General features: G+C 35.7%; 14 protein-coding genes. 7 read left to right on the top strand and 7 right to left on the bottom strand.

The window, feature by feature from the left end:
• Nucleotides 1-2: 2 nt before the first annotated feature.
• Nucleotides 3-2,381, bottom strand: coding sequence for a DNA internalization-related competence protein ComEC/Rec2 (locus tag A6A20_RS03040; RefSeq protein WP_424585407.1), 2,379 nt, complete (start codon nucleotides 2,379-2,381; stop codon nucleotides 3-5).
• Between the two features lie 377 nt (nucleotides 2,382-2,758).
• Here A6A20_RS03040 and dksA point away from each other — a divergent pair, with 377 nt between their 5' ends.
• Nucleotides 2,759-3,202, top strand: a complete 444-nt coding sequence (gene dksA / locus A6A20_RS03045) for an RNA polymerase-binding protein DksA (RefSeq protein WP_279572088.1) — start codon at nucleotides 2,759-2,761, stop codon at nucleotides 3,200-3,202.
• A gap of 72 nt (nucleotides 3,203-3,274) precedes the next feature.
• Here dksA and grpE read toward each other — a convergent pair whose 3' ends face one another.
• Nucleotides 3,275-3,871 (bottom strand): nucleotide exchange factor GrpE, encoded by a 597-nt coding sequence (grpE, locus tag A6A20_RS03050; protein ID WP_279572089.1) that lies wholly within the window; start codon nucleotides 3,869-3,871, stop codon nucleotides 3,275-3,277.
• A 216-nt stretch (nucleotides 3,872-4,087) separates the two neighbouring features.
• On the opposite strand from grpE, the gene A6A20_RS03055 reads away from it, so the two are divergent.
• Together A6A20_RS03055 and recN are read left to right on the top strand one after the other, a co-directional pair.
• Entirely contained in the window at nucleotides 4,088-5,008 is a 921-nt protein-coding gene (locus A6A20_RS03055) for an NAD(+) kinase (RefSeq protein WP_279572090.1), read from the top strand.
• Nucleotides 5,009-5,081: 73 nt separating this feature from the next.
• On the top strand, nucleotides 5,082-6,761 hold the full coding sequence (recN, locus tag A6A20_RS03060; RefSeq protein ID WP_279572091.1) for a DNA repair protein RecN: 1,680 nt from the start codon (nucleotides 5,082-5,084) through the stop codon (nucleotides 6,759-6,761).
• Nucleotides 6,762-6,837: 76 nt separating this feature from the next.
• On the opposite strand, the gene A6A20_RS03065 is transcribed toward recN, so the two are convergent.
• A complete protein-coding gene (locus tag A6A20_RS03065) occupies nucleotides 6,838-7,485 on the bottom strand; it encodes an OmpW/AlkL family protein (protein WP_279572092.1) in 648 nt (215 codons plus the stop codon).
• 267 nt (nucleotides 7,486-7,752) lie between these two features.
• On the opposite strand from A6A20_RS03065, the gene A6A20_RS03070 reads away from it, so the two are divergent.
• Genes A6A20_RS03070 through A6A20_RS03085 form a run of 4 tightly spaced genes read left to right on the top strand, consistent with a single transcriptional unit; the run spans nucleotide 7,753 to nucleotide 9,902 of the window.
• Nucleotides 7,753-8,517: a hypothetical protein gene (locus A6A20_RS03070; RefSeq protein WP_279572093.1), complete on the top strand. Its 765-nt coding sequence runs from the start codon at nucleotides 7,753-7,755 to the stop codon at nucleotides 8,515-8,517.
• A gap of 8 nt (nucleotides 8,518-8,525) precedes the next feature.
• Nucleotides 8,526-9,080: a septation protein A gene (locus tag A6A20_RS03075; protein ID WP_279572094.1), complete on the top strand. Its 555-nt coding sequence runs from the start codon at nucleotides 8,526-8,528 to the stop codon at nucleotides 9,078-9,080.
• 17 nt (nucleotides 9,081-9,097) lie between these two features.
• Nucleotides 9,098-9,550: an acyl-CoA thioester hydrolase YciA gene (yciA, locus tag A6A20_RS03080; RefSeq protein ID WP_279572095.1), complete on the top strand. Its 453-nt coding sequence runs from the start codon at nucleotides 9,098-9,100 to the stop codon at nucleotides 9,548-9,550.
• Nucleotides 9,551-9,605: 55 nt separating this feature from the next.
• Nucleotides 9,606-9,902, top strand: a complete 297-nt coding sequence (locus tag A6A20_RS03085) for a YciI family protein (protein ID WP_279572096.1) — start codon at nucleotides 9,606-9,608, stop codon at nucleotides 9,900-9,902.
• 355 nt (nucleotides 9,903-10,257) lie between these two features.
• Here the strand turns inward: A6A20_RS03085 and A6A20_RS03090 are convergent, their stop codons facing one another.
• From A6A20_RS03090 to A6A20_RS03105, 4 genes are read right to left on the bottom strand one after another with little or no spacing between them, the layout of a single operon-like run.
• On the bottom strand, nucleotides 10,258-11,172 hold the full coding sequence (locus A6A20_RS03090) for a siderophore ABC transporter substrate-binding protein (protein WP_279572097.1): 915 nt from the start codon (nucleotides 11,170-11,172) through the stop codon (nucleotides 10,258-10,260).
• A gap of 24 nt (nucleotides 11,173-11,196) precedes the next feature.
• Complete coding sequence (locus tag A6A20_RS03095; protein ID WP_279572098.1) at nucleotides 11,197-11,967, bottom strand: iron ABC transporter ATP-binding protein; 771 nt, start codon at nucleotides 11,965-11,967, stop codon at nucleotides 11,197-11,199.
• Nucleotides 11,958-12,926, bottom strand: coding sequence for an iron chelate uptake ABC transporter family permease subunit (locus tag A6A20_RS03100; protein WP_279572099.1), 969 nt, complete (start codon nucleotides 12,924-12,926; stop codon nucleotides 11,958-11,960). Before A6A20_RS03100 ends, A6A20_RS03095 begins: the two co-directional genes overlap by 10 nt.
• Nucleotides 12,910-13,872: an ABC transporter permease gene (locus A6A20_RS03105; protein WP_279572100.1), complete on the bottom strand. Its 963-nt coding sequence runs from the start codon at nucleotides 13,870-13,872 to the stop codon at nucleotides 12,910-12,912. The genes A6A20_RS03100 and A6A20_RS03105 overlap by 17 nt, the downstream gene beginning before the upstream one ends.
• Nucleotides 13,873-13,885: the final 13 nt, after the last annotated feature.

Here is a 13,885-nt window from a genome sequence, read left to right on the forward strand (position 1 = left end):
CTTTATTTACTCGGTTCTCCAATGATTATGCGATACCAAGGGGAAAATTTATCCCTTGCCGTTTTTATTTCAAATCGATCAGTATAAAAAAATACGGAGATTTGCCCATCTTGTGCGGTATTAAAAACCTGAATTTTATGACGTATTAATCGTTCAATAACCTGCTTATTGGGTAATCGCCAAGGATTCCAGCGTCCACTGGAAATTAATGCCACTTGTGGTTTCGTACGTCCTAATAATAATTCACTGGTTGAAGTTTGGCTGCCATGATGCCCCACTTGCAGAATATCTATGGGGGCTGTAATTTGCTCAATAAATTCACGCTCTGCAGTAATATCAGCATCTCCCGTTAATAACACTGAATAACGTCCATCATCAATTAATAACACACAAGAATCCTTGTTATTCGCTCTTGCCACTATTTGCGGTGGCGATAAGGCTTGCAAGGTTAATCCCTGCCAATGCCAAGTTTTACCACGATAACAAGGATCAACATCCTGAGTTTGATAAAAAAATGTTGAAGACTGGATCAATTTAAGGCTTGGAAATGCCTTAAGTAAAGTTGGCACACCCCCAGCATGATCATTATCATCATGGCTCACAATCAATTTTTCTAGTTGAATACCTTGCCGAAATAAATAAGGCAAAATTTCAAGGCTTGCCATATCGCCACCTTGCCAACTTGCCCCACTGTCGTACAAAATAGCTTTATTATTTTTTACTAATAAAGTCGCTTGCCCCTGCCCTACATCAAGGGTTTCCAATCGCCAATGGGGTTTTGTGATAAGCTCCTTAAGCCATTGCCCCCCACAATATACAACCAAACTGACACAGGCAATATACACATAGGTTCGTGTAATAGGGGATAAAGCACGTTCTGAGGATAAACCAAGGGGAAAACACCGCTTGGGTTGCCAAGGGAAATTAGGCTTGGCTAAACGCCGAGGATATTGGTAAACCCAATAAACACAACTGGCTAACCATAAAGCACAAAGTGCGGTCAAAAATAAAATTATTTTTTGCGATAAAAATAACCAGCCACCTTGCCAATAAGCAATCCCTTGATTAATCAATAGCACCAATTCATTTGCCCAATACCAACTGGCAAAAAGTCCCTCTGTGAATGTCGCAAATAGCACTAAGGGAACTAATAACAAGCTATAAAAAGGTACAGCCATTAAATTAGCCCAAAAACTATATAGCGAAAAGCCATGAAAAATCGCTAATTGGATTGGTGTAAATAAGCAAAATAAACCAAATTGTAAGTGGATTATTCCCCAGAGATACTGACTGGCTAAATCCGTAAAAGCCTTTCCTCGCCATTCAAAAATCCATAATGGAAAAAGCTGATACCACAGGATTAAACAAGCTACCGCCCCCACTGATAACCAAAAACTGGCGGATAATAACATTAAGGGATCAACAATAAGCAATATAGCGACTGTACGCAAAAATAATTGCCAAGGAACACAATAGCCTCTACGCCAGCGAAAAAATAACAACACTGCCAAAGCGATAATCGCTCGCAAGGTAGGGATTGAAAATCCTGCCAGTTGTGCATATAACAACGCCACCATAAAGCCAACAATAAAAGGAAAAATGCCATTAATATAGCGAGTAGGCAAAACAAATTGCAATAACCGCCCCACTAAAAATCCGATCCCCATCGCAATGCCAATATGCAAACCAGAAATCGCAATTAAATGTGCGGTATTGGTTTGTTGATACATTTGCCAAGTATCAGGATTAAGCCAAGCCCGCTCGCCAAATGCCAATGCTAACAATAACCCTTGTTCGGATAGCTCTTGTGTCTGTTGCCAAGCTCGCTTTAAACGCCGTTCCCGCCAAGAAAAATCTTCCGCAATTTTGACCGCACTTTTTACTCTAGCTTGTAAACTTATTCCTTTCGCCAATGCCCATTGTTGTCGATCAAACCCTTGCTGATTTAGGCGGGAAGATAACGGACGTAACAATAATTCCCCTTGCCAAATCTCCCCTAGTTGTGGCTGGCTCTCTGCTACTTGCCATAGCACATAAATTCTCTGAGCAGGATTATCTGGCAATAATGTAGTTTCAACCACCAAACGTTGATATTGTTGCTGATGTAAAATTTCCACAATTTTAAAAGAACGCACTAATTTAGCAGGAAGCTGTTCGCTCTGTTTTGCTTGGTGCATAACAAACCAAGCCTGCCCATGTAATAAGATAACGATCCCAGCAAACAACAACGCAAAACGCCATTTTCCATAGCATAATATGGCTAACATTATCCCTATTCCCCAAATTGGAAATAAAGCCATATCAGGTAGCCACAACAACATACTGGCTAACAATATTGTTAGACTTGCCCATTTATCTAATGGATTTTTTAACCATGGCATATTCTTTTAAATCAGCATAAAACGAGTAACACAAGATACGCTCAATAGTTCTTTCATAACAACAATCCAATACAAAAATGGAAGATTACTCGCAAAAATAAAAAAATATGATAGAAAAATTCATTGATAATTTGCCATTTTCCATTTGCTAAACCAATAAAATTCTGTTATTTATATTGCCCCGCAAAATACTGAAATAGTTAATTTAATATACTGTTGCTTAAATTAAGCAGAAATGGAGCCTACCTAATTAGGGTATATTGTTGTTGCTTAGTCAGTATTTTGGGATTTATTTAACTGTCACTATAAATAGGAATTAAGTGATCAATAACAGCATAAGCCTGATGTGGACACTTTCTTATTTAGGAGAAAATATAATGACTAAGACAAAATCATCTCTAAGTCTATTGTCCTTGGCGGGCGTAGAACCTTATAAAGAAAAGAAAAATGAAGAATATATGAATGAGGCACAATTAGCCCATTTTGAGAAAATTCTTCAAGCATGGCACGAACAAATTATGGAAGAAGCGGAACGCACTGTTGCCCATATGCGTGATGAAGCATCTAATTTTCCTGATCCTGCTGATCGTGCAACACAAGAAGAGGAATTCAGTTTAGAGCTAAGAACGCGTGATAGAGAGCGTAAACTATTGAAAAAAATTGAGCGTACTCTGAAAAAAATTGAAACAGGAGATTTTGGTTATTGTGAATCTTGTGGGGTAGAAATCGGTATTCGCCGCTTAGAGGCTCGCCCAACTGCCGATCTCTGTATTGATTGCAAAACCTTAGCAGAAATTCGTGAAAAACAAATGGTAGGCTAAATCATTAACCTAAAAAAATCCCACAAAAACTTGTGGGATTTTTTCATTTTTACTGAATAATTCAAAAGGTAACTAGGCAGCCACCATTACCATAGCTGGACGAATAACACGTCCATTTAATAAATAACCTTTTTGTAATACAGTAGTAATCTGATTAGCTTCAAATCCTTCTGTTGGTTGCATTGAAATAGCTTGATGCAAATCTGGATTAAACACCTCGCCCTCAACCCCCACAGGTTCAACACCAAAACGACTTAAGGTTGCTAATAAATCTTTAAGGGTAAGCTCAACCCCATCAAATAATGCTTTAACCCCTTCTTCAGGCTGTTCCGCAACATTGGTTTGCGTTGCTATGGCTCGCTCAAGATTATCTACGGTGTTAATAATATCCTTAGCAAACTTTTCTAACGCAAATTTATGTGCTTTTTCAACATCTTGTTCAGTACGGCGGCGAATATTATCAATTTCAGCACGCGTTCTAAGGAGAATATCTTGCTCTTTTTTAGCACAATCAGCAAGTTGTGCCTCTAACTCTTGTACACGCTCAATCGCTTGTGCTAATGGATCTTGTTGCTCATCTTGCACGTTTTCCTGTTGCTCAAGTTCCTGCGTATCTACTACGGATTGTTCTTCGTTTTCTAATTCTGTTTGTTTTTCTTGTTCAGACATAAGTACTCCATTATAAATCAGTCATTATTCCTGCCTATTGTAGCAAAAAATCTCAATTTGCGTGAGCAAACTGGCAAACATATCAGTTATAGCACATTAAATACAAAATAACACAACATTAATATCACAAGCTATTTATGTTGCATTCAACGGGCTGTATTGTAATATAGTGGTCAAATTGATTTATTCAAGAGAAACGAGTAACCCTTATACATTATGATAACAACAAACTGCCCAACACAACATGATGACTACCACCCACATAGCCCATTTACGACCATAGGCTTAGTGGGTAAACCTCGCAATCTTTCCTTACAACTTCATCGCAACCTTTTACAATGGCTAATAGATAAAGGATACGAAGTGATTGTTGAGCAAAGTGTGGGAGAAAAACTAAAATTAAATCCAAATTATATTGCCAGCCTAGAAGAAATTGGACAACGTGCTGAGCTCGCCATTGTTATTGGGGGAGATGGTAATATGCTTGGTAATGCAAGGGTATTATCTAAATATGATATTTCATTAATAGGAATTAATCGTGGCAATTTAGGTTTTTTAACCGATATTGATCCTAAACATACCTATGAACAATTACAAGCCTGCTTAAACGGTGAATATGTGGTAGAAGAGCGTTTTTTATTAGAGGCTTATATTGAACATAAAGGCGAAATAGTTAATGTTGGCAACGCGGTAAATGAAGTGGTGTTACACCCAAGCCAAATTGCCCACATGATTGATTTTCACGTTTACATTGATGACAAATTTGCGTTTTCTCAGCGTTCTGACGGCTTAATTATCGCTACTCCCACAGGTTCAACGGCTTATTCTTTATCTGCTGGAGGGCCTATACTCAATCCACAACTTAATGCAATTTCGCTTGTTCCAATGTACCCCCATACCCTATCATCACGCCCCTTAGTCATTGACGGAAACAGTAAAATCTCTATGCGTTTTGCTGACTATAATGAATCTCGCATTGAGCTAAGTTGTGACAGCCAAATTGCTGTACCTTTCTCCAGTGATGATATTGTTACTGTAATGAAAAGCCCCCATAAACTACGCCTATTACATTTAAAAAATTATAATTATTACAATGTATTAAGAAGCAAGCTAGGCTGGTTAAAAAAATTATTCTAAAAAAAGCATAAAAAAACCTTTACTGTATAAAATAACAATATATAATGACATTTATACAGTAAAGGAGGTTATTATGCTCACACAAATTACCATTAATAATTTTGCCATTGTTCGTCAATTAAACACCGAATTTCAAGCGGGAATGTCCGCTATTACTGGCGAAACAGGGGCGGGTAAATCCATAGGTATTGATGCTCTCGGATTATGTTTAGGCAACCGTACAGAAATGAGTATGTTACGCAATAATAACGAACGAGCGGAAGTAACAGCCTCTTTTACCATTCAAACCAATAGCCAAGCGGATTTATGGCTTAAACAATATGATTTACAAGATCAAGATAATCCCACAGAATGTATTTTAAGACGTATCATTAATACAGATGGACGCTCTAAAGCCTTTATTAATAATACCCCTGTTCCTGTTTCTCAATTAAAAGACATTGGGCAATATTTAACCCAAATCAACGGACAACATTCTTCACAACAATTATTAAAATCCGATTATCAAATGCAACTATTGGATAATTTCTGTGGGCATACCTCGCTATTACAGCAAATGCAACAAGATTACCAACAATGGAAAACACTACAAGCTGAATTACAACAATTACAACAACAACGTACGGAACATGAGGCGCGCAAACAATTATTGCAATACCAAGTTAGCGAACTTGATGAATTTAATTTACTTGAAGGAGAATATGAAGAATTAGAAGCTGATCATAAACGCTTATCCAATAGCGAAGAACTCACACGCCTTTCACAATCACTCACTATGTTATTAAGCGAAAATGATGCCATTAACATTGATAGTATGCTCTACCGAGCAACACAATATCTCAGCGAACTGGCAAGCTTAGATGAACGTTACCAAAGTATAGAAAATATGTTGCAAGAAGCGCTTATTCAAGTGCAAGAAGCAAGTAGTGAAATTAGTCATCTTTCTAATGACTTAGAACAAGACCCAGAATTATTACAACATATTGAACAACGTATGGGACAAGCCATTCAACTTGCTCGCAAACATTATGTTCAGCCAGAAGAATTAGTACAACACCATCAACAACTCAAACGAGAGCTTGGACAATTAGGCGATTTTTCCGAACAAGAACAAGCATTACAAATTCAAGTAAAAGAGGCTTATCAGCATGTACTAACAACCGCGGAAAAACTCTCACAAAGCCGCGGTCAAGGTGCAAATAAATTGGCTCAACAAGTAACTAAATCCATTAAACATTTAGCCATGGAAAATGCCGAATTTTTTATTGAAATCAATCATCAAGCCAGTAAAATTTCTCAAAAAGGTGCTGATAGCATTATGTTTACTTTACGCAGTAACTTAGGACAGCCAGTTCAACCTTTAGCGAAAATTGCCTCTGGCGGTGAACTTTCTCGTATTGCCTTAGCAATCCAAGTGCTAACTGCAGATAATTCAGCCATTCCAACCTTAATTTTTGATGAAATTGATGTAGGAATTAGCGGTGCAACTGCAAGTGTAGTCGGTAAATTATTGCGTAAATTAGGCGAAAAATGCCAAGTGATTTGTGTAACTCACCTCCCACAAGTGGCAAGCCACGCACATCAACAATTTAGCGTAGAAAAATCCGTAGTAGATGAAAAAACAGAAACAAAAATGACCGCACTTTCTAGCCAACAACGAGTTAAAGCCCTAGCTCGTTTACTTGCAGGAAGTAAAAAAATCAGCGACAGTGCATTAGCCAATGCCCAAGAAATGCTAGATTTAGTGGCTTAATTCAATTTACTATATGGAATAAAAAACAAAATCCCTTATGAAAAATATCATAAGGGATTAATATAATTGATAAAGATTAGAAACTATAAGTTAAACCTGCAAAGTAAACAACAGGATCTAACTTGATTTCTACTTTATGATCATAACCTAAAGCAGAGAATGTTGCATTTGTTTTAATTCTGGTGTACCAAAGAGCGGTATTTAAATAGATATTATCTGTTAATTTAATATCAATCCCTGCATTAACAACAGGCGCAAAGGAATGTTTATCAACCGATACATTCGTGATTAATGAATTAGTAGATTTGGCATTAAAGAAACGGGTATAGTTTAAACCAGCACCAATATAAGGACGGCTACCAGCATCTTTATCTAAGAAATAATATTGTAAATATAAACTCGGTGGTAATTGTTTCACTTTTACTACCTCACCTAGATTACCAAGTCCAACAACACCCGCACTAACTTTATGCGTAAAAGGTGTTGCACCTAATAATTCCAAACCAATATTATCCGTAAACATATAAGTCGCAGTTAAACCCACCTGTGCATTGTTATTTACACTAAGATTAATATTTGCATGTGGTGTTTTAGTTTCAGAACTAGAGTTAGCATCAACAAACACACCTCCTAAACGAACATGCACACTGCCCGCTTCGTGAGCATTGGCAACCCCTGTCAATAATGATGCAGCAATTCCTAAGGCTAATACAGTTTTTTTCATAATGGTAATCCTCATTTGTTTTATTGATATAACCCAATTTAACCATACAAAACTTATGGTTAATTGTGGAGGCTAATATACCTCATTTTGAGTATAAATTATGTGACCTAGGTCAAATTTACGCAATTTTAACCAAAAATTTTATTGCACTAACATAACAAAAAGAAAATCCCATAAAATCGCCTAAATTGATTTAAATCAAACGCTGATTTTTATTTGATTTAAGGCTATAATGGCGATTTATTTTATCTTAACGAGAATAGGAAAATGCAGATAAATTTTACTCAAATTTTTCAAGATAGTTGGAATTTTATGCGTAATCAACGCACTTTAGTCATTAGTTTTGCGGTGTTTTTCTTCTTATTAACCTTTACTAGCCAAACGTTACTTGATGCTATGTTGCCTGCAATTATGCAACAACTTCAAAATCAACCGACACAAATCTCAGCAGAATTACCTGAAAATATCAATCAAACTGCAATGTTAATGACCAATTCGCAGGTTATGATCATATCTTTAACGAGCCAAATCATTAATAGTTTATTATCCACTTGGGCATTGATCTCCATTCATCAAATTAGCCAACATAATCAACTTTCGCTCGCACAAACACTTACAACAAGTCTAAAATATTTTCTAGGCGTATTGGTGCTGAGTGTACTAGTGATATTCCCCCTATTATATGGCGTTATTAATTTATTTTTAGGTTCATTATTTGGCTTAGTCCTCACATTATTAGGGATTTATTTATTTTTACGTCTATGTTTATCACCATTAATTTATCTATTTGAAAATCATTCTTTTTTCAGTGCTATCCAATTTTGCTGGCAACAAAGTAATAAACGTTTATCCACCTTATTTATTTATTGTTTAATTGTGTATTTGCTATTCTCGCTTATAACCAATCAATTAGCAGGATTTAGCCACAATATTCCACTCCAAATTATTACTATTGCATTACATAGCCTGATTACCGTATTTTCCTTAGTATTTAGTTATCGTTTTTATCATCTTTTTATTCATCAGCGTTAGGATAAACTATGAAACAATTACTTGAATTTATTCCTCTTATTTTATTTTTTGCCGTTTATAAATTAGTGGGGGTACAACAAGCAGCCATTACTTTAGTCATAGCCACATTAATACAAATGGCTATTTTAAAAATAAAATATCAACATATTGAAAAACAACAAAAAATTATGGCAATAGCCGTTGTCTTTTTTGGCTTACTCACTGCTTATTTTAACGATCTTGAGTTTTTAAAATGGAAAGTTACCGTAGTCTATGCCATATTTGCCCTTGCATTACTCATTAGCCAATTCTTGTTTAAAAAACCATTAATTCAACAATTATTAGCGAAAGAAATCCAGCTACCACAACATATCTGGGCAAGATTGAACCTCGGTTGGGCAGGCTTTTTCATCTTTTGTATGCTATTAAATATTTATATTAGCCAAACGTTATCTGATGATCTTTGGGTGGACTTTAAAACTTTTGGTATTTTGGGCTTAACCATTCTTGCCACCTTTATCACAGGTATTTATATTTATCGTCATCTTTCTAAAGAACAACCACCTACACAACCTAAAGAATAATTTAACTGGGAATGATTATGAACCAACAAAATATAGAAAAATCATCAACTCGTACTCCACAAGGTAGCCTATTACTGCGCACCCTTGCAATGCCTTCTGATACCAACGCCAATGGCGATATTTTTGGCGGTTGGATTATGTCGCAAATGGATATGGGGGGAGCAATTCTCGCCAAAGAAATTGCCCATGGACGTGTTGTTACTGTTTCTGTTGAAAGTATGAATTTTATTAAACCCGTAACCGTTGGTGATGTAGTATGTTGTTACGGTAAATGTTTAGCCGTAGGGCGTTCATCAATAAAAATTAAAGTAGAAGTTTGGGTAAAAAAAGTATCAAGCGAGCCCTTTAATGAACGTTACTGTGTTACTGATGCCGTATTTACCTTTGTTGCTATTGGCGAAAATGGACGCTCTCGCCCAATTCCGCGAGAAAACAATTTAGAATTACAACAGGCTTTAGCTGCATTATAATGAAGATTAATTTACAACCATAACGTTCTATAAATCAAACTAAAAAGGAAATATTATGTACTACATTATTTTTGCCGAAGACAAACCTAATAGCCTAGCTCAACGTCTTGCGGTGCGTCCACAGCACCTCGCTCGCTTAGAACAATTACAACAACAAGGTCGGCTACTGACCGCAGGCCCATTACCTGCCATTGATGATGAAAATCCCGGTGATGCTGGTTTTACAGGCTCTGCCATAATCGCTCAATTTGACAGTCTGGTTCAAGCACAACAATGGGCAGAAAATGATCCCTATATGAGTGCAGGTGTTTATCAACAAGTAATTGTCAAGCCTTTCAAAAAAGTGTTCTAAGCTCCCAGCAACATCGCCACTATTTAGCTGGCGATGTGTTAGTGTTGAACATCAATATAATCCAAACAATCTATTACATGTAATTTCCACCGTAGCTTATGAAAAGTTTTATTCTCACATCTACCTAAATAGGTTATTTTCATTTTATTACAATAGTACTAAACATTAAGAAAAATATAAAATTATCGCCTAATCATAATAAGGTCATTATATTGAAATAATACCGACTTAATACGCTTTATCTTATTTTAAAATAAAAATACTATATAAAGCTTAAATCAATTTTTACATTTTCCATTACTCTAAAAAAGGCAGCAAAACCTGCTACCTTTGTAATTAAAGAATAAATTTTACTTTATTTTTGCACTGCTTGTTCTAATTCTTTGACCATTAATGCCGTAGATTCTAAGCCGCCGAAAGCAAGATACCAATTTTCGGCATCAAGATAAATAATATGATTATTTTTATAGGCGTTGGTTTGTTTAATAATCTTATTATCTAAGGTTTTTTGTGCATTATTGGCTTTATCCGTAATCGCTGCTGTACGATCCACCACTAATAAATAATCAGGATTTTGTTCTGCTACATATTCAAAGCCGACTTTCATACCATGGGTAGAGGATTTAATATTTTTATCCACTGGGGTAAAACCAAATTTTTGGTAAACCATAGCGTAACGGGAAGTATCGCCATAAGCACTAATATTGCTTTCATTGACTAAAATCACTAAGGCATTTTTACCTGCCACTCGGCTAGCTAAATCAGAAATTTGTTTATCCAATAAAGCCACTTTCTCTTGAGCAAGGGCTTCTTTATCAAATACCTTACCTAACGCCAATACATTTTGAACGACACTTTCATAATGATGTTCATAATCGGGTTTAAGAAATAACACTGGTGCAATGCCTTTTAACCGATCTAACAGTTTTTCTTGGCGACCTGAGGCGATAATTAAATCAGGATTTAATTCATTAATTTTTTCAAAAGCGGGTTCTGGTAATGTCCCTACATTGGCATAGTTATCATCAGTTTGAAATTCTGATAAATAAGCAGGCATACGCATTCCCTTAGAAATGCCAACGATATGATCTTTTACACCAAGCTCTCGCATTGTATCCGCTGCGGCATAATCTAATACCACCACACGTTGTGGATTTTGCGGGACGACTTGTTCGCCCACAAAGGTGGTAACAGTTATATCATTAGCTTGTGCGGTTGCCACAGCAAATGCTCCGACCAATGAAGCGAGGGTTAAACGCATTTTTTTCATAATACTCTCCTAAATAAGTGGTTATTAATAAGGGGATCGAAAATAAACCGCAATTTTTTGCTGGTTAATATGTTGTACAGGGATTGGCATATCATAAATGCTCTGCAAAATGTCAGGTTGCATAATATCATCAACATTTCCCTGTTGAGCTAATTTTCCCTCTTTCATTGCAACAATATAATCTGAATAACAAGAGGCAAAATTAATATCATGGATCACAATCACAATGGTTTTATGTAATTCTTCCGCTAATTGGCGTAGCACCTGCATAATTTGTACCGAATGTTTCATATCTAAATTATTAAGCGGTTCGTCCAATAAAATATAATCGGTATCTTGTGCAAGGGTCATGGCAATATAAGCTCGTTGTCGTTGCCCACCGCTTAAATTTTCAATATATTGATGGCGGAAATCTTGTAAATTCATATAATCAATGGCTTGCTCAATAAAAGTGCGGTCAGTTTTGGTTAAATTTCCTTTGCTATAAGGAAAACGCCCAAAAGAAACCAAATCTTCCACGCTTAAACGTAAATTAATATGGTTAGATTGTTTTAAAATGGATAATTGTTTTGCAATATCTTCACTTTTTTGTTGACACAATAACTGTCCATTCAACCAAACTTCTCCGCTATCTGCGGTTAATAAACGACTAATAATGGCTAACAAGGTGCTTTTACCTGCCCCATTAGGTCCAATAAATGAAGTAATTTTTCCTGTTGGTACGGTCATAGATACATTATCTAGCACTTTTTTCGTACCATAACTTTTACTAATATTCTTAATTTCTATTGCCATTTTTTATTTGTTCTCAACAGTAGGTAAATAAAATAAACACCACCAACAAAATTAATAATAATGCTTAAGGTGGTACTAAAGGTAAATACCTGTGAAACTAACACTTGTCCTATCACTAAAGTCATAATGGAAATTAACATACAAGCGGGAATTAATATTTTATGTCGGTAATCTCGGATAAATTCAAAAGTAATATTCATTACCAATAAACCTAAAAAGGTAATAGGTCCAACTAAGGCGGTAGAAACTGAGGTTAATATGGCAACAATAATTAATAATTTTTTAGTTAATTGATGATAAGGCACACCTAAATTAATGGCTTGCTCACGCCCTAAGGCTAATACATCAAAATAATGAATATAACGATAAGCATAGCCCATCGTAATAATTAAAATGGTTAAGGCTAGCCATAAAATATTGGTATTAATACGGTTAAAGCTGGCGAAACCAATATCCTGTGCAATTTGAAATTCATTAGGATCAATTAATACTTCCATAAAGGTAGTCATACTTTGGAAAAATGTGCCAAAAACAATACCAACTAATAATAAAAAGAAAATATTTTGTTGCTCTCGCTTAAATAAAAAGAAATATAAAGCTAAAGCAAATAACACCATAACCCCAGTGGAAAATAAAAATAATAAAATGGAATCAATGGATAATAAGGTAGCAGAACCCGCACTAAAAATAATTAAGGTTTGAATTAATAAATATAAAGAATCTAATCCTAAAATGCTCGGTGTCAAAATACGATTATTGACAATGGTTTGAAAAATCATAGTAGCTAAGGCAATACCAGCCCCTGTAATGACTATAGCCAGTAAGCTTAATGCTCGATGGTGTAAAGCATATTGCCAACGATTTGGCAGTTGATAAACCAAATAAATGGCTAAAGAAAATAACAGCAATAACACTAATGCTATTAATTGATAATGACTACGTTTATTTTTGATTACCATAACGATACTGCTTTAAGAGTAAATATAAAAAAATCACGCTACCAAATACCCCCACCATTGCATTAATCGAAATTTCATAAGGGTAAATAATCCAGCGTCCTAAAATATCACAAGCTAATACAAAAACTGCCCCTAAAAGTGCGGTATGTGATAAGATTTTTTTGAGATTATCGCCTAAATAAAGGGTAACAATATTGGGAATAATAAGACCGAGAAAAGGAATAACGCCAACGGAAACAATCACAATAGAAGACACTGTCGCCACAACTGCTAATCCAATATAAAGCACCTGTTTATAATTTAAACCTAAATTCGTGGCAAAATCCTCTCCCATACCTGCAATAGAAAAACGCTGAGCAAAAAGATAAGCAAAGATTAAGGCTGGTAGGCTAATATATAAAATTTCGTAACGTCCTGTCATCACTAAAGAAAAATCGCCTTGTAACCAACCTGATAAGTTTTGCAGTAAATCCTGTTGATAAGCAATAAATGCGGTAATTGAGCTAATAATATTGCCAAACATAATGCCCACAAGGGGAACAAAAATCGTATCTTTAAATTTTAGCCTTGCCAAAATAGTCATAAATAATAATGTCCCCATAAAGGACACCATAATTGCTACCCCTGTTTTTGCCAGCATAGAGGCGGAAGGGAAAATTAACATAGCAATAAGAATACCTAAACGGGCGGAATCCATTGTACCTGCGGTAGTGGGCGATACAAAACGGTTACGGCTAAGTTGTTGCATCACTAAGCCACAAATACTTAATGATGCCCCTGCAATTAAGATACTGATTAATCGAGGAATACGGCTAATCAGAAAGATTTCCCATTGATAAGGATCAAAAGCGAACAATCCTTGTAAATTAACGGTACTGACACCTAAAAATAATGATACAACGGATAGCGTAATCAGTAAGACAAAAAGATAACGGCGTTTAATCATATTAAGCTTTAAC

This window comes from Volucribacter amazonae (assembly GCF_029783845.1).
Lineage (GTDB): Bacteria > Pseudomonadota > Gammaproteobacteria > Enterobacterales > Pasteurellaceae > Volucribacter > Volucribacter amazonae.